The organism is Arthrobacter sp. UYEF36 (assembly GCF_040547025.1).
Lineage (GTDB): Bacteria > Actinomycetota > Actinomycetes > Actinomycetales > Micrococcaceae > Arthrobacter.
The window spans coordinates 28,708-46,714 of the sequence record NZ_JBEPOX010000008.1; the positions used below are offsets into that span (position 1 = coordinate 28,708).

Sequence of the window (18,007 nt, forward strand, 5' to 3'; positions counted from 1 at the left end):
ACGCTTGATCGATTCCTGAACATCTTGATTTGGAGTAGGTCGCAACAAGTTGCGCCACCGGGGTACAGCGTTAGGCAACCTGGCACGCGGAATTACCTTTAGTTGCAGGGCACATCCTTTTAAGTCATGGCGCGGCGAGGGGCTGGCTCTTCCCGATCAGTTAGAGTCGGTCCGCGAACACGAGGCAAAGCGTCTATCGGCAACGGCCTTGTCTAGATTCAGAGGAGGCAAAAGATGCTTTATTATTCTGTCCTTGAAATCGAGGGCTTCCTTGGCGTTCGCCAACTACCCACGTGAATAGCAGATGATCGCTCATCCACGCCGTGAGGCACGTCTCGGCTGTCCGATATAGCTTCACCTTCCCCCGCGAATCGAAGCTCCACGAAGCAGCTCGAGCTCAGCATCCAGGAGGGACGCCAAGGAGAAGCGAGGGGACGAACCCCCGATGCGGCGACGGTTGTATTTTCTGAATCGCTTCCCCAGATCATCCACGGCAATGTCCACCTACAAAGGCTGCATGTGATCAACATGACGGAACTCCTGGGATAGTGACGGTGAAGGCATGCTGACAGGTCCCACCATGTACACGCCTGGCTCGTGGATACCAAGAAGAGAGTCAATCGGTTCCGGGTGTCTCGCGAGTAGCAGAGCCTGTGCACCAGTCCATCTCATACCTGTCGATCCAGGTTCTCACGTGACCGCTCAACCCGCCCGAGCGCCAGCATGTACTCATAGGGCCAGTCCTTCGAATCGACTCCCTGGGGCAAAGCCCAGGGCGCCCTCTCCTTCCCGGCCGCCGTGCTCGGCCTGAAACGTACCGCGCTGGCCGGCTGGCTGCTCGTGGCCACTGGGCGTGTCGCCGCTGCTGATTACGATCATCGGACGGTCGGGCCCGATCGCATCGCTCACGGCGGCAAGCATGGTTCCGCTGATCTGCGGGATCGTCTAAGGCGCCCATATACCTCTGCGTAACAGGAATCGGGTGCGGAACGGATGGCGGGTAGCATCGGGGCCATGAGCGCCGACGACGACGACATCACCGAAGAACTCCTGACCGACGCCGACAAGCTGACCGGGCTGAGCCTCGAACTCCTGGGCCTTGACCCGCATCCGGATGACATGACTGCAGAGCAGCGGCTCCTGTTCGACCCGGAGGACCTGGACGAAATGGCAGCCGTCCCGGCGGAAGACCGTCAGGGAGCCGTGCGCCAGACCCGCCTGCTGGCAGGCCTGCTCTGGAACTCGTCGAGCATCCTCATCGACCAGCTCTTCCGCGATCTGGGCACCCTCAGCAAGCTGGACACCGCCACCCCGCCCGACATCGCCGGAACCTCGGTGCTGTCCTCGCTGCCGCCGCAGTTCGCCGGCAGCTACGACGCGAAATTCACCCAGAAGTTCATCGTCGTCGCCGCCGACCTGACGGCGTCCCTGGTCCGTGGCTGGACTGCCCCCGGTTGCCTCGCCGCCGAACTCGCCGTCCGGTGCCTGCTCGATCAGGCGGAAGTCACCGAGGACATCTACGAACTCGACCTCCCGGAGGAGTGGCGGGCGCAGGTGGAGGAAGTCCTGCTGGAGGACGCGGACAGCGAAGCGCTGTTCTCAGACAGCCTGGACGTTCTTGAGGACGACGCCGGCCGGCTGGGCTTCGAACACTGGTTCAAACCCTTCGCCCCCGGGGACACTGTCCCGCCCTATGCCTGCTCCTGATCCCTAAGCCTGCCCCTAACCCGCCGGGGCGGCCAGTCCGGCCAGGAAGTCGTCGGTGAACCGCTGGACGCCGTCCCACTCGGTGTAGACGTAATCACGGGTCGTATCCAGGTCCAAGGACCCTTCGTCCTTGGTGATTTTCTTCATGAGCTGGCGTTTGAGGAAGTTGTACTGGGTGTACAGCAGCGCGCCGGCGAACAACCCGACGTGTGCGGGCCGCCACCCCGTTTCCTCCTCAAACTTTTCCACGTATCCCTCCGCGCTCTGCTCGTCCCCGCGGACGGCCAGGCTGACCGACACCAGGGCTGAGGGCAGGCGGTCGAGCTCCCCGCGGTTCTTCTTCACAAAGTCGGTCACGAAGCCCTCGTGCTTGCCCATGTGCACCGACGCCGCCACGATGACGCCGTCGTAGCCGCCCGGCAGGGTGTGCTTCGAGTGCTTGAGGTCCGCCGTTTCAGCCTGGTGACCGTGGGCCCGGACCCGCTCTGCAATGTACTCCGCAATCTGGGCGGTCTGTCCTTCAACGCTCCCGTAGGGGATATAGATCTTGGCCATGTTCCACTGTGTCCTCGCACCACAGTGAAGAAGTAGGGCCGAACGTCACCGACGTCGCGAAAGCGCCCCGCACCCTTGACGGCGGCGCCTCTACAGCATGTGATGTAGGAAGGCTCCGGGCCGGTTCACAGTCGGCCGGCCGGCGCGGTACGACGTATCCCCCACGAAAGGACAGGACATGTCCCTGCTCGACGCCTCCCTCTGGGAGGGCAAGATCCACCTCAACGGCTGGCGCCCGGGAGGCGGCGGGACGGCCGACGCCATCGAGCCCGCCACCGGCGCGACGCTGGGCAGCTATGGCCTCGCCTCCGTGGACGATGTCCGTGAAGCCGCCACAACGGCGGCAGCCGCCCAGAAGGACTGGGCGAAACTGAACCCCGAGGACCGCGCCGCCGTGCTGCGCCGCGCCGGGATGCTCTGGGAGGAGCACGCCGCCGAGATCCAGGACTGGATCGTGCGCGAGTCCGGCGGCATTGCGCCCAAGGCGGGCCTGGAAACGCACATCGCGGCCAACGAATGCTACGACGCCTCGGCGCTGCCCTCCCTCCCGGCCGGGGATGTGCTGACCTCGAACGAAAACCGCTGGTCCTTCGCCCGCCGGCGTCCGGTCGGCGTCGTGTCCGTGATTGCGCCGTTCAACTTCCCGCTGATCCTCTCCATCCGCGCGGTCGCCCCCGCGCTGGCCCTCGGCAACGCCGTGCTGCTCAAGCCCGATCCCCGGACGGCAGTCTGCGGCGGGGTCACGCTGATACGGATCTTCGAGGAGGCCGGGCTGCCGCCCGGGCTCCTGTCCCTGCTGCCGGGCGGGGCCGACATCGGCGCCGCCGTCGTCGAGGCACCGGAAGTCGGTGTTATCGCCTTCACCGGGTCGACGGCGGCCGGGCGGAAGATCGGCGAGACGGCCGGGCGGCTGCTCAAGCGCGCGCACCTGGAACTCGGCGGCAACAACGCCCTGATCGTCCTGCCGGGCGCGGACCTGGCCAAGGCCGCCTCCGCGGCGGCGTTCGGGTCCTTTATGCACCAGGGCCAGATCTGCATGACCGCCGGGCGCCACATCGTCCACGAGGACATCTACGACGACTACGTCAGCGCCCTCGCGGAGAAGGCCTCGCATCTGCCGGTCGGCGATCCGACGAGCGGCACTGTGGCATTGGGCCCGATCATTGACGAGAAACAGCTGCACCGGATCGACACGATCGTCCAGGACTCGGTGCAGGGCGGGGCCCGGCTGGCAGCCGGCGGCACGCACGACGGCAACTTCTACCGGCCCACCGTCCTCGCCGACCTCGACGTGGCCAGCCCGGCGTGGAAGGACGAGATCTTCGGCCCCGTGGCCCCGGTGATGAAGTTCTCCACCATGGAGGAAGCCGTAGCCCTCGCCAACGGCAACGAATACGGCCTCTCGATCGGCATCCTGGGCGATGTGGGCATGGCGATGACCATCGCGGACCAGTTGGACTCCGGCAAGGTCCACATCAACGAACAGACGGTGTCCGACGAGGCGAACTCACCGTTCGGCGGGATGAAAAGCTCGGGCAACGGTTCCCGGATCGGCGGGCACCACGCCAACATGGAGTCCTTCACCGAAATCCAGTGGCTCACGGTCCGGCCGGACATCGCCCCGTACCCGTTCTAGGCTCGGGCTCCGGGTTCGAACGCTGCCGTTCCGAGCATCAGGATGCCGCGCTGGGGGATCCAGAAATCCCCCAGCTTCTCCTGGACCGGCAGGGCCGACGGCGTTCCCAGGTCCTGTCCGCCCAGCACGGCCCGGCTGCCCGCGACGAACCACATCCACCGGGGGCGGACGGCGAAAATTTGGCCATTGGGAACGCGGCCCGTCAGCCCGATGCGCCCCGCCCCCAGCAGCGGGCTGGCCACGGCGCCCATGGCCTTCAGGAAATGTTGGCTTCGCCAGAGCCGCTCCGGGGCTGCGCCCGACACCGCCGACATGAGCCTGGTAACCGGTGTGGCACGGAGGGTCAGCTCCCACGTCAAAGCAACCCCGCCGTCGACGTCGACCGTGAACTCGTCACTGTTGCTCCACGTGATGGAAATGCGGGCGGTCGACGCCGATTCGAGAGCGCTGCCGAAGTACCGGGGGCAGGAGAGCCCGGGGTCCACGGTGCCATGCATTGACCACGCGCCGGCGGGGTTGCGTATCCAGACCGAGGTGTACCCCGGCCCGATCGATGACGCCGCGAAACGCCGCAAGGCCAGGACGTGGCCGGAACTGAACGGAACACCGGTGACGCCGTACCCGACAAATTGCTCCTTGTCCCCGGCAGGCGCTGCGGCCGCCTGCTCGACGGCGTCGATCAGGGTGCGGGGACTCTGCATGGCTACGGCCTCCGTTGTTTTACATATGGACGTGCAGGCGCCGGGCCGCTTCGGAGATCGAACCGCTCAGCGAGGGGTACACGGTGAAGGTGCTCGCGACGTCGTCGACATGCAGTTTCTGGGTGACCGCGAGGGAGATCGCGAAGATCAGCTCCGAGGCGTTCGGACCCACCACCACGCCGCCGATCACGGTGCCGGAGCCCTTGCGGGCAAAGATCTTAATGAAGCCGTCCTTGTGGTTGCGCATCTTGGCGCGCGCGTTGCTGCGCAGCGAAAGCTTCACGACGTCGGCCTGGTACTTGCCGGATTCGATCTCGGCCTCGGAGACGCCGACGTTCGCGATCTCGGGCGAGGTGAAGATGTTGGACGCGACCTGGTGCAGCTTGAGCGGGGTCACGCTGTCACCCAGGAAGTGCGCGATCGCGATCCGGCCCTGCATCGCGGCCACGGACGCGAGTGCCAGCACCCCGGTGCAGTCGCCCGCGGCGTAGATGTTCGGCGCGGTGGTGCGGGAGACGCCGTCGACCTTGATGTGGCCGCTCTCGGTGAGCGCCACGCCAGCCTCCTCGAGGCCGATCCCGGCGGTGTTCGGGATGGAACCGACGGCGACCAGGCAGTGGCTGCCGGTGACCTTGGAGCCGTCGCCGAGGGTGACGATGACGCCGTCATCGGTGCGTTCCACGGTCTCGGCGCGGGCGCGGGACAGCACCTTGACGCCGCGGCGTTCGAAGACGCCTTCGAGGACCTCGGCGGCGTCGGTGTCCGAGCCGGGCAGCACGCGGTCGCGGCTGGAAATCAGGGTGACCTTGGAACCGAGGCCGTTGTAGGCGGAGGCGAACTCGGCGCCGGTCACACCGGAGCCGACCACGATCAGGTCCTCGGGGAGCTCGTCCATGTTGTAGATCTGCGCCCAGTTCAGGATCCGGACGCCGTCCGGGCGGGCGGTGGGCAGCTCGCGCGGATGGGCACCGACGGCCAGCAGGATCGCGTCCGCCTCGACGATTTCCGTGCCGTCGGCGGTGAGGACCTCGATGGTGTGGCTGTCCAGCAATTTGCCGGAGCCGAGCATGATCCGGACATCCTGTTTCTCAAGGCCCTTCTGGATGTCCACGGACTGCTGCCGGGCCAGCCGCAGCAGGCGGTCGTTGATGTGCTTGAGGTCCGCGCGCATCGTCGGGGTGCAGTCGCCGCCGTCGAGGTCGAACTTGACGCCGAGCTCGCCGGCCTCGCCGACGCGGGTCATCAGGTCCGCCGTGGCAATCAGGGTCTTCGAGGGCACGACGTCGGTGAGTACCGCGGAGCCGCCGAGCCCGGCGCGTTCGATGATGGTGACCTTCGCGCCAAGGGAGGCGGCGACCATGGCTGCTTCGTAGCCGCCGGGCCCTCCGCCCAGGATTGCGATGCGGGGTGAGCTGAAATCGGGATGCGTAGTCACAATCAGCCATTGTCCACCATCCGGACCGGCACCGCCAAGAATCCGGGACCGGACCGCACCGCACGGCGTGGGGCAGCGTGCTGGGCAGCACGCCGCCGGCAAGATAACTTATACCGGTGAGTACAACAGAATTCCTGAACACGGACCCCTTCGACGCTGCCCGCGCCGCCGCCGACTACATCGCCGAAGAGACGGGGATCGACGCGCACGACGTTGCCCTGGTGCTTGGCTCGGGCTGGGGCGACGCCGCCGAACTGATCGGTGAGACCACCGCGACGCTCTCCGCGGACGAGGTCCCCGGCTTCTCCTCCCCCTCGGTGGTGGGCCACGTCGGCACCATCCGCTCCGTGCTGACCAAAGAGGGCAAGCGCGCCCTGGTCCTGGGCGCCCGCACCCACTACTACGAGGGCAAAGGCGTCCGCGCCGTCGTCCACGGGGTCCGCACCGCGGCCGCGGCCGGCTGCAAGACCCTCGTCCTCACCAACGGCTGCGGCGGACTCAACGAGGACTGGACACCCGGCACCCCCGTGCTGATCAGCGACCACATCAACCTCACCGCGACCTCACCGCTCGAAGGCGCCACCTTCGTGGACCTCACCGACCTCTACTCGGCACGGATCCGAGGCCTCGCCCGCGAAGTCGACCCCACCCTGAACGAGGGCATCTACGCCCAGTTCACCGGCCCGCACTACGAAACTCCGGCGGAGGTGCAGTACGCCAAACGGATCGGCGCGGACCTGGTGGGCATGTCCACCGCGCTCGAAGCCATCGCCGGCCGGCACGCGGGTATGGAGGTCTTTGGCATCTCGCTCGTGACCAACCTCGCCGCCGGCATCAGCCCGGTGCCGCTGAGCCACGAGGAAGTCCTCGAATCCGGCCAGGCCGCGGGCCCGCGCATCTCCAAACTGCTGGCGGAGATCATCGCGAAGCTCTGAGGCTCCGCTCCCCGGCGCGGGCGTCAGCTCCCCGACGCCAGGTAGCGCACCGCTTTTGCCTTGTCCTGCGGGAACCGCCGTTCCATCGAATCCGCGATCCCGGCGATGGTCTGGCGTGCCAGTGCCTGCCGCCAGGCGAGTTCGGCCTGGCGCATGGCCTGGGAGATCAGGCAGGTCCGGACGAAGTTCTGCTCAGCGTCGGAGTCCGGGACGTTCGCCAGGATGCCGTCGCAGCGGAACACCGGATCGGGGCCTTCCAGGGCCAGGACAATATCCAGGACGGTCACGGTCTCCGGCCTGCGCGCCAGATGGAAACCGCCGCGCGGGCCGGAGACGGAGCCGAGGATCCCGGCGTGGACCAGCGCCTGGAGTTGCTTGTTGAGGTAGGCGCCCGGGAGCTTGTAATACTCCGCCAGCCGGGCGCTGTTGACCGCCTCGCCGGCCGGTGTCCACGCCATGTTGACGCAACTGTGTACGGCCCATTCCACCCCACGGCCCATCTTCATATTCCAGACGCTACGTGTCCGGAAAATTGGCTGTCAAGGGTTGCGGGCCAGGACGCCTGTGATTGATCTGTAAGTCGGCCTCTCGCTTGTCGGGGCAGGCATCCGCGGCGAATGACGCTAGTTTTGTTCCTATGACGTCTTCTGCTGCCGAACTCACCCGCCTGCTGAGCGACGCCCGGACCTGGGCCGCCCAGGACCCGGATCCCGCCACCGCCGCCGCCCTGACCGAACTGGTCCGGCTCGCCGACGACGGCGCCGCGGCGGCACGCCAGGAGCTCGCCGACAGTTTCAGCGGCACCCTGCAGTTCGGCACCGCGGGCCTGCGGGCGGCCCTCGGCCCCGGACCGAACCGGATGAACCGCGCTGTGGTGCGCCGCGCCGCCGCGGGGTTCACCGCCTTCCTGACCGGCGCCGTCGCCCAGGCCGCCCCCGGCACCCGGCCGCGCGCCGTCGTGGGCTACGACGCCCGGCACAACTCAGACATCTTCGCGGAAGAGACCGCGGCGATCCTCACCGCCGCCGGCGTCGAAACTTTCCTGATGCCGTCCGCCCTGCCCACCCCGCTGCTCGCCTATGCGGTGCGGGCCCTGGAGTGCGACGGCGGCGTGATGGTCACCGCCAGCCACAACCCGCCGCAGGACAATGGCTACAAGGTCTACCTGGGCCGCCACGCGGTCGAGGAGAGCGGACGCGGCGCGCAGATCGTGGCGCCGTACGATGCCCTGATCGCGGCGGAAATCGACGCCGTCGGTGAGCTCTCCGGCGTCGCGCTGGCCACGGAGGGCTGGACCGTGCTGGATCCCTCGATCGCCGCCGACTACGAGGCCGCCGTCGCAGCCCTGGCCAAACCGGAGCATTTCCCGGCCCGCGGGCTCAAAATCGTCCTGACCCCGATGCACGGGGTGGGCGGCGAGACCGCCGTCGCGGCGCTGCACGCGGCCGGTTTCGCCGACGTCACCGTGGTGAGCGAGCAGGCCGAACCGGACCCGGACTTCCCCACCGTGAACTTCCCCAACCCCGAAGAGCCCGGCGCCCTGGACCTGGCCCTCGAAACCGCTGCCCGCGTGAAGGCGGATCTTGTGATCGCCAACGACCCCGACGCGGACCGCGCCGCGGTCGCCGCGAAGGATCCGGACACCGGCGCCTGGCGGATGCTGCGCGGCGACGAGGTCGGCGCCCTGCTCGGCGCGCATATCGTGGCGCGGCTGGCCGCCGGCAGGGGCAGTGGCAGCGGCGGCAGCGGAGAAGCCACAGCAGGAGTGTTCGCGAACTCGATCGTGTCCTCGCGCCTGCTCGCCAGGATCGCTGCCGCGGCGGGCTACGCCCATGCGGAAACCCTCACCGGCTTCAAGTGGATTGCCCGTGTTCCGGGCCTGCTGTACGGCTACGAGGAGGCGCTGGGTTATTGCGTCGCGCCCTCCCTGGTCCGGGACAAGGACGGGATCTCCGCGGCGGTGTTGATTGCCGAATTTGCGGCCGCGGCGAAAGCCGACGGCAAGACCATCTTCGATACGCTCGACGAGCTGTACCTGGTCCACGGGCTGCACGCGAGCGACCAGCTCAGCATCCGGGTCGCGGACCTGGGCCTGCTGGACGCCATGATGAACCGGCTGCGCGTCAGCCCGCCGGAATCCTTTGGCGGCTCCGCCGTCGAAACCGTCACGGACCTGGCCGAGGGCAGCGCACAGCTGCCGCCCACCGACGGCCTGCTGTACCTGACGAAGGATTCCAGCCGCATCATCATCCGCCCCAGCGGGACCGAGCCCAAGCTCAAGTGCTACCTGGAGGTCATCCGCAGCGTCGGCTCGGCCGCCGAACTGCCCGGGGCGCGGCACGAGGCACGCGCCGCGCTCGACGCCGTCCTGCTGGACGTCCGCGAGGCGCTGGGACTCTAACGCCCCGGGTCAGCCGCTACAGCTCGACCTCAATGTACCCGCCCACAATCCGGGTACCGAAGGTTGGGAGCCGCAGCGCCGGCGTGCCCAGGCACTCCCCCGTCCGGAGGTCGTAGACCTCCTTGTGCAGCGGCGAGGCAACGGTCGGGCGCGAACCGCGGGACCCGGTGATGCCTCGGCTCATCACGTGCGCGCCGGTGGCCGGATCCTCCTGGCCGACGGCGTAAACCTCACCGGACACGCTGCGGAACAACGCCACCTGCCGCCCGGCGATCAGTGCGGCCTCGCCCCAGGCCGGCTCCAGGTCCGTCACGGCGCATACGCGGTGCCAGCCGGTCCCGAAGCCGGGGTGTTCAACAAAGCTTTGTGCTGCGCTCTCAAGTACGGCAGTCATTTCGGCCCCTCTCTGATACATCTTTCCCGGGCTCAGCCGCTCCTGCGGCCACATACCCAAGCTAGGGCCGGGGTGTAACAGCGGCGTGCAGTTAATGTGTCCGGCGGGTAAAAGAGACCTCACCCGGCCGGAAACGCGTCCGTGATGCAGAAGTTAAGATCACGAAACATAAGGGAAACTGAAGCGAAACTGCGCTTGCCTAGTCTGGGTGGACACCTCGATTGAGAAGGCCGCGATGCACCGACTGCGGCCCATGCGAAAGGCCCACCGTGACCGGACAGACTTCAAGCCCCCAGAACCAGGGCGCAGAGCGCGCCACAGCACCGCGCCGCGTTGTGGTTGCCGGCGGCGGCCCTGCCGCCCACCGTTTCGCCGACGCAATGCACGCCCGGGGCCTGGTCGGCTGGAACGTCACCGTCCTCACCGAGGAAGCCCACCTCCCCTACGACCGGGTCGCGCTGAGCAAGGCCCTCACCGACTCCGACGTCGACCTCACCCTGGGCAGCGCCTCGATGTGGGACCACGAGGCACTGACCCTGCGGACCGGCGAGCGCGTGACCGGCCTCGACACCGGGGGCAAGACCGTGACCACCGCGGCCGGCACCGTGTACCCGTATGACGAGCTGGTCGTCGCGACCGGCTCCGACGCCGCCCGCCTGCCGATCCCGGGATCCGAACTCACCCACGTCTACCGCACGCTGGAAGATGTCTGGGCCATCAACCAGGCGATCGCCGAACTGACGGAGAAGCTGGGCCGCAAGGTCACCGCCGTCACTATCGGCGGCGGCCTGCTGGGCCTCGAATCCGCCGCCGGCACCGAACAGCTCGGCGCCACCCCGGTTGTCATCAACGGCTCCCCCTGGCTGATGAACACCCAGCTGGACCAGGGCGCCGGGCAGGCCCTGGGCCGCCTGATCGAAGCCAAGGGCTTCACCGTCCACGGCGGCGTGTTCCCCTCTGAAGTCCTGTCCGACGACGACGGCCAGGTCACCGGGGTGCTGATGGCTGACGGCCGCATCATTGACGCCGACCTCGTGATCGTCGCGATCGGCGTCAAACCCCGCGACGAGCTGTTCCGCGCCGCCAACGGCGCCGCGCACGGCGTCGAGACGGAAGGCACCGCCCCGGGCACAGCGCCGGAGGGCGCCGCGCCGGAGGGCACCGCGCCGCTTTTTGACCTCGGACCCCGCGGCGGCGTTGTGATCTCCGACGGCTGTGAGACCCAGGTCCCCGGCATCTGGGCAATCGGCGAGGTCGCCAACTTCGGCGGCATGTGCCTGGGCCTCGTGGCTCCCGCCAACACCATGGCGGAGATCGTCGCGGACCGGCTGCACGGCGGCGACGCCACCTTCCCGGGCTTCGACACCGCCACCAAGCTCAAGCTCTCCGGCGTCGACGTCGCCAGCTTCGGTGATGCCTTCGCCCGGACCGAGCACGCACTGGAAATCGTCTACGCCGACCCGGCCCGCGGTGTCTACCAGAAAATTGTCACCACCGACGATGCCAAGACCCTGCTGGGCGGCATCTTCGTCGGGGACGCCACCCCGTACACGTCCCTGCGCCCCATGCTGGGCCGCGAACTGGCCGCCGAACCCGGCGCCTACCTCACCGCGGCCGGCGGCGGCGACGCCCCGGAAACCCAACTCCCGGACGACGCCATCCTGTGCTCCTGCAACAACGTGGCCGCCGGCGGCATCCGCGACGCCATCAACGGCTGCGGCGCCTGCGAGGGCAACGCCCCGGTCCGGGAACTCGGCGAACTGAAGGGCTGCACCCGCGCCGGAACCAGCTGCGGATCCTGTGTGCCGATGCTCAAGAAGCTGCTGGAAACGGAACTGACCAAGTCCGGCGTCGAGGTCTCCAAGGCCCTCTGCGAGCACATCGAGCTGTCCCGCCAGGAACTCTTCGAGACCATCCGGGTCCTGGAGCTGACCTCTTTCGAGGAGGTCATGGCCAAGTACGGCACCGGTTCCGGCTGCGACATCTGCAAACCGACCATCGCGAACATCCTGGCCAGCCAGAACAGCGCCTACGTCCTGGACGCGGGCCGCGGTACCCTGCAGGACACCAACGACCGGGCCCTGGCCAACATGCAGAAGGACGGGACCTACTCCGTGGTGCCGCGCATCGCCGGCGGTGAGATCACCCCGAAGAAGCTCGGTGTCATTGCCGCCGTGGCCGAGAAGTACAACCTCTACACCAAGATCACCGGCGGCCAGCGGATCGACATGTTCGGCGCCCGGCTGGAGCAGCTCCCGGAAATCTGGAAGGAACTGGTCGACGCCGGGTTCGAGTCCGGCCAGGCCTACGGCAAGAGCCTGCGCACGGTGAAGTCCTGCGTCGGGTCCACCTGGTGCCGTTTCGGGGTCCAGGACTCGGTGGCCATGGCCATCGCGCTGGAACTGCGATACCGCGGCCTCCGCAGCCCGCACAAGCTCAAGATGGGTGTCTCCGGCTGCGCCCGGGAATGCGCCGAGGCCCGCGGCAAGGACGTCGGCGTGATCGCCACCGCGGACGGCTGGAACCTCTACGTCGGCGGCAACGGCGGTGCCACCCCGGCGCACGCCCAGCTGCTGGCCAAGGACCTCGACGACGAAACGCTGTTGAAGTACATCGACCGCTACTTCATGTACTACATCCGCACCGCTGACCGCCTGCAGCGCACGGCGCGGTGGCAGGAGGAGCTTGCCGGCGGCATCAAACACGTCGAGGACGTGGTGGTCCATGACACCCTGGGCATCGCCGGGGACCTCGAAGCCGCCATGGCCAGGCACGTTGACACCTACGTCGACGAATGGGCCGACACGTTGAAGGATCCCGAACGCCTGCGCCGGTTCCGCTCCTTCGTCAACGCCCCGGACCAGAAGGACGATTCCATCACCTTCGTCCCCGACGAGCGCGGCCAGATGCGCCCCGCCACGGCCGAAGAAAAGGGGAAGGTCCTGATCGGTTCTTCCATCCCAGTCCGTGCCACCACCCCTGAACTGCTTGACGAGAACGAGGTATAGCCATGCAGCTCAACATTGATCTCACCGGACGCGAAGTCCTTGTCACCGGCTCGGACGCCGCCGCCCGGCAGGCAGTCCGCCGCTACCGGGCGGCCGGCGCCGTCGTCTCCCGGCTGAGCAGCCCGGCTGGTGCCCGCCACGACGGCCCCCTGCCGGAGCGTCCGTTCCTGGTCGCCGCGGTCGACGACGGCCAGCCCGGATGGGAGGCACTGCTGGAGCGCTGCCGCGAAACCGGCATCCCGGTCGCGGTGGAACCTGCCGCCGGCCCCGCCGGCCATGTCACCCTGGTCGGCGGCGGTCCCGGAACCACCGAGCTGCTGACGGTCGCCGCGGTCAAGGCCCTGCGGGACGCCGACGTCGTCTTCTACGACCGGCTGGCCCCGTATCAGGAGCTGCCCGCACTGAGCACGGCCGAGCTGGTGGATGTGGGCAAGCGCCCCGGCCATCACCCGGTCAGCCAGGCCGGCATCGAGGACCTCATGGTGGACGCCGCCCGGTCCGGGAAGAACGTGGTGCGGCTCAAGGGCGGCGACCCGTACGTGTTCGGCCGCGGCGGCGAGGAAGTGGCCTCCTGCGTGAAGGCCGGTGTGCCCGTCCGGGTGATCTCCGGCGTGACGAGCGCAATTTCAGTCCCGGCCGCGGCCGGGATCCCGGTCACGCACCGCGAGGTCAGCCACATGTTCACGGTGGTCTCCGGGCACGCCCCGTTGACCGAGAAGGAGCACATGCACCTCGCCGGGCTGGGCGGGACCATCGTGGTGCTGATGGGCATCGGCACACTGCACCAGCTCGCCGCCGGGCTGCGCCGGGCGGGGATGCGCGCGGACATGCCGATGGCAGTCGTCGAGCGCGGTTACGGCCCCGGCCAGCGGACCACCATCGCCGAGTTGGGCACCATCACGACGGCGGCTGCGGAGTGCAGCAACCCCGCCGTGCTGGTGATCGGCGACGTCGTCCGGGTGGCCGAGGCCAACCGGGGCTGTGCGGAAGCCGAAGCCGAGCTGGACCGCCTCGCCGCGTCCCTGATGGGAGCGTGAGGGCCGTGAGCGCGCTCAACGCCATCGCCCCGGCCGGGCTGCCCGGCCCCGACCCGACTGCGGCAGCCACGGCGGAGACCAGCGCGGAGACCATCGCGGCAACTGCGGAGTTGCCGCTGGAGGGCTTCCGGATCGGCGTGACCTCGCACCGCCGCTCCCAGGACCTGATCGAGGCCCTGGAGCGGCGCGGCGCCGAGGTGCTGCATGCGCCGGCGCTGAAGATCGCGCCCGTGCAGGAGGACGTGAACCTGATCGAGGACACCCGGGCCATCATCGCCGCCCGGCCCGAGCTGTGCATCGCCACCACCGCCTACGGCATGCGGCGCTGGTGCGAGGCGGCGGACACCTTCGGGATCGGTGAGCAGCTACTGGAGACCCTCGGCGCCACCCGGATGTTCGTCCGCGGGCCCAAGGCCCGCGGCGCCGTCCGCGCGGCCGGACTGGCCGACGTCGGGATCAGCAGCGACGAAACCACCGCCACGCTGGTGGACATGCTCCTGGCCGAGGGGGTGCGCGGCAAGACCGTCGCGGTGCAGCTGCACGGCTACACCGATGTCCGCCAGCTCGAACGCCTCCGGATGTCCGGCGCCACGGTCCTGACCGTCACCCCGTACCGCTGGGTCAAGCCCGACGGCGCGGACCGGCTGCCGCGGCTGATAGAGGCCGCGTGCAGCGGCAACCTGGACGTGCTGACCTTCACCAGCGCCCCCGCCGTGGATGCCATGTGGAGCACCGCGCATGAGATGGGCCTGTACAAGCAGCTCGTGGAGAGCCTGAAGACCACGGTGGCAACCGCCGTCGTCGGCCCCATCACGGCGCAGCCGCTCATTGATGCCGGACTGCAGCCGCTGGTCCCGGACCGGTTCCGGATGGGCGCCCTGATCCGGCTCGTTGTGGAGCACCTTGCCCTCAACCACGTCCGCCGCCTCGATACCGTCTCGGGGCGCGTGGAACTCCGTGGCCGTTCGCTGCGGATCGACGGCGGGTCCGTGGAGCTGGCTCCCGCCCCGCTCCTGCTCCTGCGGGCCCTCATGGGCGCCGGCGGCGCGGTGCTGTCCCGCGAGTCGCTGTCCGAACTGCTGGAACTCCGCGGTTCGGTCCATGCCCTGGACATGACGGTCAGCCGGCTGCGCTCCGCCCTGCCGGACGGGCGGCTCGTGGAAACCGTGGTGAAGCGCGGCTACCGGATCAGGGTGTGAGCCACGGCATTACTGGCGGGTAAACATTGGCGAACGGGCGGCGAAAATCCCGCAACACCGAGGAAACACGCCGGAAAGATCAGCCGCCTACGCTGGGTTCATCAAGCAGTCAGGCCACACCACGGGCCACCAGCGAAAGGGCCTCACCATGTCCGCCACCCCCACCGTTTCCGCCGATTCCCAGACCCGGCCCCGGATCGTCATCGCCGGGGCCGGCCCGGCCGCGCAGGCCCTCGTCCGCCAGCTGACCCGGACACCTTTCGCCGGCGGGATCACGATGCTCAGCAACCGGGACGACGCCCCCGAGGAGCTCCTGGAACTCGCCGCCCTCCCGCAGGTTTCCGTCCGCTTCGGCCAGCCGGCGAGCTACATCGACCCGGACAGCCGCTACGTCACGACGGCGGACGGCCTGGAATTCAGCTACGACCAGCTGGTCATCGCGACCGGGTCCTCCCCCGCCGGCACGCCGCTGGCAGGGGAAGGCCGGTGCCTGAACTACTCCACCATCGACGACGCCGCCCGGCTGGGGGAGGCCGTCAAGGACGTCACCCGGGTCCTGGGACGGCGTCCGCTGGGCATCCTGGTCGGTACGGGGACAGCCGCGGGCCAGGCCGAGGCCGTGCTGCGCGCCCGCGGCGTCCGCCCCATCCGCACCACCCGGCGGCCGGCCTCCGTCGTTCCGACCCTCGCCGGCTCGACGCTCGCAGCCGCCGGGATTGTGTTCGAGGACGGCTCCAGCATGGCCGGGGACCTGGTCGTCCTGGCCGAGGAGCCGATCGCCCGCGACGCCCTCGCGGTCAGCGCCGGCCTGAAGACGGCGCGCCAGGGCGGGATCGTGATCGGCCGTGACTTCCGCACGTCCGTCCCGGGAATCTGGGCCATCGGGGACGCCGCCGTGTTCGACGGCGTCCGTCTGGGACTGCTGGTGGCCGCGTCCTCCGCCGCCTCGGTCTGCGCCTCCCAGCTGCTCCGGGCCGGACTCGCGGAGCCCCTCGCCGAGGCTGCCTGAACCGCGGCCTGAACCCGGCGCGGACGCCCTCCGGAGGTAGCCCTGTTGTGGCAAGATGGACACCTGAGAAGCCACGAAGGGACCCCATGAGCAACGAAGCCGCCGCGACTGCCGGAAGCACCACCCCCGCTAACATTGCCTCCTACATTGACCACACCCTGCTCAAGCCGGAGGCAAGCGAGGCCGAGATCCTCAAGGTCTGTGCCGAGGCTGCCGAGTACCGGTTCAAATCCGTGTGCGTCAACCCGGTGTGGGTCAAGACGGTCAAGAAGGCCCTGAAGGGCTCCGGTGTGCTGACGTGCTCCGTCGTGGGCTTCCCGCTGGGCGCCACCCCCAGCGACGTCAAGGCCTTCGAGGCCCGCGGCGCGGTGCTGGACGGTGCCGAGGAAGTCGACATGGTGATCAACATTGCCGCGGCCCGGGCCAACGACAAGGGCGCCCTGGTCGATGACATCACGGCCGTCGCCGAGGCCGTGCACGACGGCGGCGCCATCCTGAAGGTCATCATCGAGACGGCACTGCTGGACGATGCCCAGAAGGTGCTGGCCTGCGAGGCGGCCGTGGCCGCGGGCGCCGACTTCGTAAAGACCTCCACCGGTTTCAACGGTGGCGGGGCCACCGCCGAGGACGTCGCGCTGATGCGCCACACCGTGGGCCCGGACCTGGGCGTCAAGGCCTCGGGCGGGGTGCGTTCACTCGCTGACGCACAGGCTATGATTGCTGCAGGTGCAACACGAATTGGCGCCAGCTCCGGCATCGCGATCGTCAAGGGTGAACAGGGTTCCTCCGCGTACTGACTGCTATCCGATAACAACCGTAGCCGCCACAGTTTTGAGCCCCACGGGGCCGAGGAGGAACGAATGTCCAGCAAGACCACCACCGCCACGACGCCGCAGAACGAGAACAGCCTCGGCTCCAGCATCATCCTGTTCGTCCTGATGATGGTCCTCTTCGGCGGTTCCCTTTACTCCCTGAGCTTCCTGACGCTGGGCAACCCGTGGCCGATGGCCGCCTGCCTCGGCCTGTTCGCCCTGGCATTCTGGATTCCCCAGACCGTCACCGGCCGCTCGGATTCCGCGGGCGAATTCTAAAGCAGCACTTACTTCAAGAACTGAAGCTCCGCATCTTGCGGAGCTTCAGTTCTTTAAGCGGGGCTGCTACGCGGCGGCGAGCACCCCGAAGAGGCTCTGGACCAGGCCGGTCCCCACGGCCACGGCGTCCGGCCAGTGCAGCTTGGCCAGTGCCAGCACGGCGCCGAACATTCCGATCATGGCGTAGGCGCTGACCGGAATCAGCACGAACCATTCCCGCCGCGAGCCGGCACGGCCCAGCAGGGGGATGGAGAAGGCCCCGTTGGACCTCCAGATGTTCCTCAGCAGCGGCAGTTTCCGCAGGAGCTTCGGCGGCTTGATCACGATGGGCCAGAGCAGCGGCACTCCCCCGGTGGTGATCATGTCCCCGACAATGTGGACCAGCACCCCGGTCAGCATCGAGACCGGCAGCCAGGTCCACTGGTGCGGCGCGAACCAGGTCACCAGCCCGGCCATCGTGAGGGCGAAGACCCAGTTGCTGATCCAGCCGTACTTAGGGAAGAGTTTGAGGGCTTTGGCGGCGATGTTGATCAAGAACATGCACAGCAGCCCGGCGCCCACCGACAGCAGCCCCCAGTCCGTCTGCAGCTGGAGCTGCCCGGCCAGCGCCGCGAGCAACACGAAGAACGCCGCGCCGAGCAGGGAATGCGTGCCCTGCCGGTGCCCGCCGGAGACATTCTCGATGCCGACGGCGATCACGTTTGACAGCGGCGGCAGCGAATGCGCCACCGTGCTGGAACGGTGGTCCCAGTCGCAGACCAGGGCCGTCCCCGCCGTCGCCATTCCGCCGATCACGATCCCGGTCGCGTCCAGCGGATACCAGCCCAGTGTGTACGGCCCCGTCGAGGCAATAGCCACCCACGCCGCGGCTCCCGACGCGGCGTGGTGTCCTCCCATCA

The 18,007-nt window shown here is 68.4% G+C and carries 16 protein-coding genes; 10 read left to right on the forward strand and 6 right to left on the reverse strand.

What is annotated here, in order from left to right:
* The first annotated feature begins 1,014 nt into the window (after positions 1-1,014).
* Positions 1,015-1,707: a hypothetical protein gene (locus ABIB29_RS12860; RefSeq protein WP_354173198.1), complete on the forward strand. Its 693-nt coding sequence runs from the start codon at positions 1,015-1,017 to the stop codon at positions 1,705-1,707.
* Between the two features lie 15 nt (positions 1,708-1,722).
* Here the strand turns inward: ABIB29_RS12860 and ABIB29_RS12865 are convergent, their stop codons facing one another.
* Positions 1,723-2,262 (reverse strand): flavodoxin domain-containing protein, encoded by a 540-nt coding sequence (locus tag ABIB29_RS12865; protein ID WP_354173199.1) that lies wholly within the window; start codon positions 2,260-2,262, stop codon positions 1,723-1,725.
* 178 nt (positions 2,263-2,440) lie between these two features.
* Here ABIB29_RS12865 and ABIB29_RS12870 point away from each other — a divergent pair, with 178 nt between their 5' ends.
* The gene (locus ABIB29_RS12870; RefSeq protein WP_354173200.1) at positions 2,441-3,898 is read left to right on the forward strand and encodes a benzaldehyde dehydrogenase; all 1,458 of its coding nucleotides are present in this window, start codon (positions 2,441-2,443) and stop codon (positions 3,896-3,898) included.
* Here the strand turns inward: ABIB29_RS12870 and ABIB29_RS12875 are convergent.
* On the reverse strand, positions 3,895-4,599 hold the full coding sequence (locus tag ABIB29_RS12875) for a hypothetical protein (RefSeq protein ID WP_354173201.1): 705 nt from the start codon (positions 4,597-4,599) through the stop codon (positions 3,895-3,897). The two genes, ABIB29_RS12870 and ABIB29_RS12875, sit on opposite strands and share 4 nt — an antisense overlap.
* Before the next feature lie 19 nt (positions 4,600-4,618).
* The gene (locus tag ABIB29_RS12880) at positions 4,619-6,034 is read right to left on the reverse strand and encodes an NAD(P)H-quinone dehydrogenase (RefSeq protein WP_354173202.1); all 1,416 of its coding nucleotides are present in this window, start codon (positions 6,032-6,034) and stop codon (positions 4,619-4,621) included.
* Between the two features lie 116 nt (positions 6,035-6,150).
* Between ABIB29_RS12880 and ABIB29_RS12885 the strand changes: the two genes are divergently transcribed.
* Positions 6,151-6,969 carry a purine-nucleoside phosphorylase gene (locus ABIB29_RS12885; protein ID WP_354173203.1) on the forward strand — a complete coding sequence of 273 codons (819 nt, stop codon included), beginning with the start codon at positions 6,151-6,153 and terminating at the stop codon, positions 6,967-6,969.
* Positions 6,970-6,992: 23 nt separating this feature from the next.
* On the opposite strand, the gene ABIB29_RS12890 is transcribed toward ABIB29_RS12885, so the two are convergent.
* A complete protein-coding gene (locus ABIB29_RS12890; protein WP_354173204.1) occupies positions 6,993-7,475 on the reverse strand; it encodes an RrF2 family transcriptional regulator in 483 nt (160 codons plus the stop codon).
* Positions 7,476-7,606: 131 nt separating this feature from the next.
* Between ABIB29_RS12890 and ABIB29_RS12895 the strand changes: the two genes are divergently transcribed.
* Positions 7,607-9,370 (forward strand): phospho-sugar mutase, encoded by a 1,764-nt coding sequence (locus tag ABIB29_RS12895; RefSeq protein WP_354173205.1) that lies wholly within the window; start codon positions 7,607-7,609, stop codon positions 9,368-9,370.
* 16 nt (positions 9,371-9,386) lie between these two features.
* On the opposite strand, the gene nirD is transcribed toward ABIB29_RS12895, so the two are convergent.
* Complete coding sequence (nirD, locus tag ABIB29_RS12900) at positions 9,387-9,764, reverse strand: nitrite reductase small subunit NirD (protein ID WP_354173206.1); 378 nt, start codon at positions 9,762-9,764, stop codon at positions 9,387-9,389.
* Between the two features lie 269 nt (positions 9,765-10,033).
* On the opposite strand from nirD, the gene nirB reads away from it, so the two are divergent.
* The 6 genes from nirB (at position 10,034) to ABIB29_RS12930 (ending at position 17,108) form a co-directional block, all read left to right on the forward strand.
* Positions 10,034-12,772, forward strand: a complete 2,739-nt coding sequence (gene nirB / locus ABIB29_RS12905; protein ID WP_354173207.1) for a nitrite reductase large subunit NirB — start codon at positions 10,034-10,036, stop codon at positions 12,770-12,772.
* Between the two features lie 2 nt (positions 12,773-12,774).
* A complete protein-coding gene (gene cobA, locus ABIB29_RS12910; protein ID WP_354173208.1) occupies positions 12,775-13,809 on the forward strand; it encodes a uroporphyrinogen-III C-methyltransferase in 1,035 nt (344 codons plus the stop codon).
* A gap of 38 nt (positions 13,810-13,847) precedes the next feature.
* The gene (locus ABIB29_RS12915; RefSeq protein ID WP_502915609.1) at positions 13,848-15,008 is read left to right on the forward strand and encodes a uroporphyrinogen-III synthase; all 1,161 of its coding nucleotides are present in this window, start codon (positions 13,848-13,850) and stop codon (positions 15,006-15,008) included.
* A 148-nt stretch (positions 15,009-15,156) separates the two neighbouring features.
* Entirely contained in the window at positions 15,157-16,017 is an 861-nt protein-coding gene (locus ABIB29_RS12920; RefSeq protein WP_354173209.1) for an FAD-dependent oxidoreductase, read from the forward strand.
* A gap of 86 nt (positions 16,018-16,103) precedes the next feature.
* Positions 16,104-16,814, forward strand: coding sequence for a deoxyribose-phosphate aldolase (gene deoC / locus ABIB29_RS12925; RefSeq protein WP_354173210.1), 711 nt, complete (start codon positions 16,104-16,106; stop codon positions 16,812-16,814).
* 63 nt (positions 16,815-16,877) lie between these two features.
* Entirely contained in the window at positions 16,878-17,108 is a 231-nt protein-coding gene (locus ABIB29_RS12930; protein ID WP_354173211.1) for a hypothetical protein, read from the forward strand.
* 66 nt (positions 17,109-17,174) lie between these two features.
* Here ABIB29_RS12930 and ABIB29_RS12935 read toward each other — a convergent pair whose 3' ends face one another.
* Positions 17,175-18,005, reverse strand: a complete 831-nt coding sequence (locus tag ABIB29_RS12935) for a metal-dependent hydrolase (protein ID WP_354173212.1) — start codon at positions 18,003-18,005, stop codon at positions 17,175-17,177.
* Between the last annotated feature and the right edge of the window lie 2 nt (positions 18,006-18,007).

Coding starts and splice junctions, on each gene's coding strand:
- ABIB29_RS12930 (WP_354173211.1), top strand. CDS start 16,878: ATGTCCAGCAAGACCACCACCGCCACGACGCCGCAGAACGAGAACAGC.
- ABIB29_RS12895 (WP_354173205.1), top strand. CDS start 7,607: ATGACGTCTTCTGCTGCCGAACTCACCCGCCTGCTGAGCGACGCCCGG.
- ABIB29_RS12890 (WP_354173204.1), bottom strand. CDS start 7,475: ATGAAGATGGGCCGTGGGGTGGAATGGGCCGTACACAGTTGCGTCAAC.
- ABIB29_RS12860 (WP_354173198.1), top strand. CDS start 1,015: ATGAGCGCCGACGACGACGACATCACCGAAGAACTCCTGACCGACGCC.
- ABIB29_RS12870 (WP_354173200.1), top strand. CDS start 2,441: ATGTCCCTGCTCGACGCCTCCCTCTGGGAGGGCAAGATCCACCTCAAC.
- deoC (WP_354173210.1), top strand. CDS start 16,104: ATGAGCAACGAAGCCGCCGCGACTGCCGGAAGCACCACCCCCGCTAAC.
- nirD (WP_354173206.1), bottom strand. CDS start 9,764: ATGACTGCCGTACTTGAGAGCGCAGCACAAAGCTTTGTTGAACACCCC.
- ABIB29_RS12935 (WP_354173212.1), bottom strand. CDS start 18,005: ATGGGAGGACACCACGCCGCGTCGGGAGCCGCGGCGTGGGTGGCTATT.
- ABIB29_RS12920 (WP_354173209.1), top strand. CDS start 15,157: ATGTCCGCCACCCCCACCGTTTCCGCCGATTCCCAGACCCGGCCCCGG.
- cobA (WP_354173208.1), top strand. CDS start 12,775: ATGCAGCTCAACATTGATCTCACCGGACGCGAAGTCCTTGTCACCGGC.
- ABIB29_RS12865 (WP_354173199.1), bottom strand. CDS start 2,262: ATGGCCAAGATCTATATCCCCTACGGGAGCGTTGAAGGACAGACCGCC.
- ABIB29_RS12875 (WP_354173201.1), bottom strand. CDS start 4,599: ATGCAGAGTCCCCGCACCCTGATCGACGCCGTCGAGCAGGCGGCCGCA.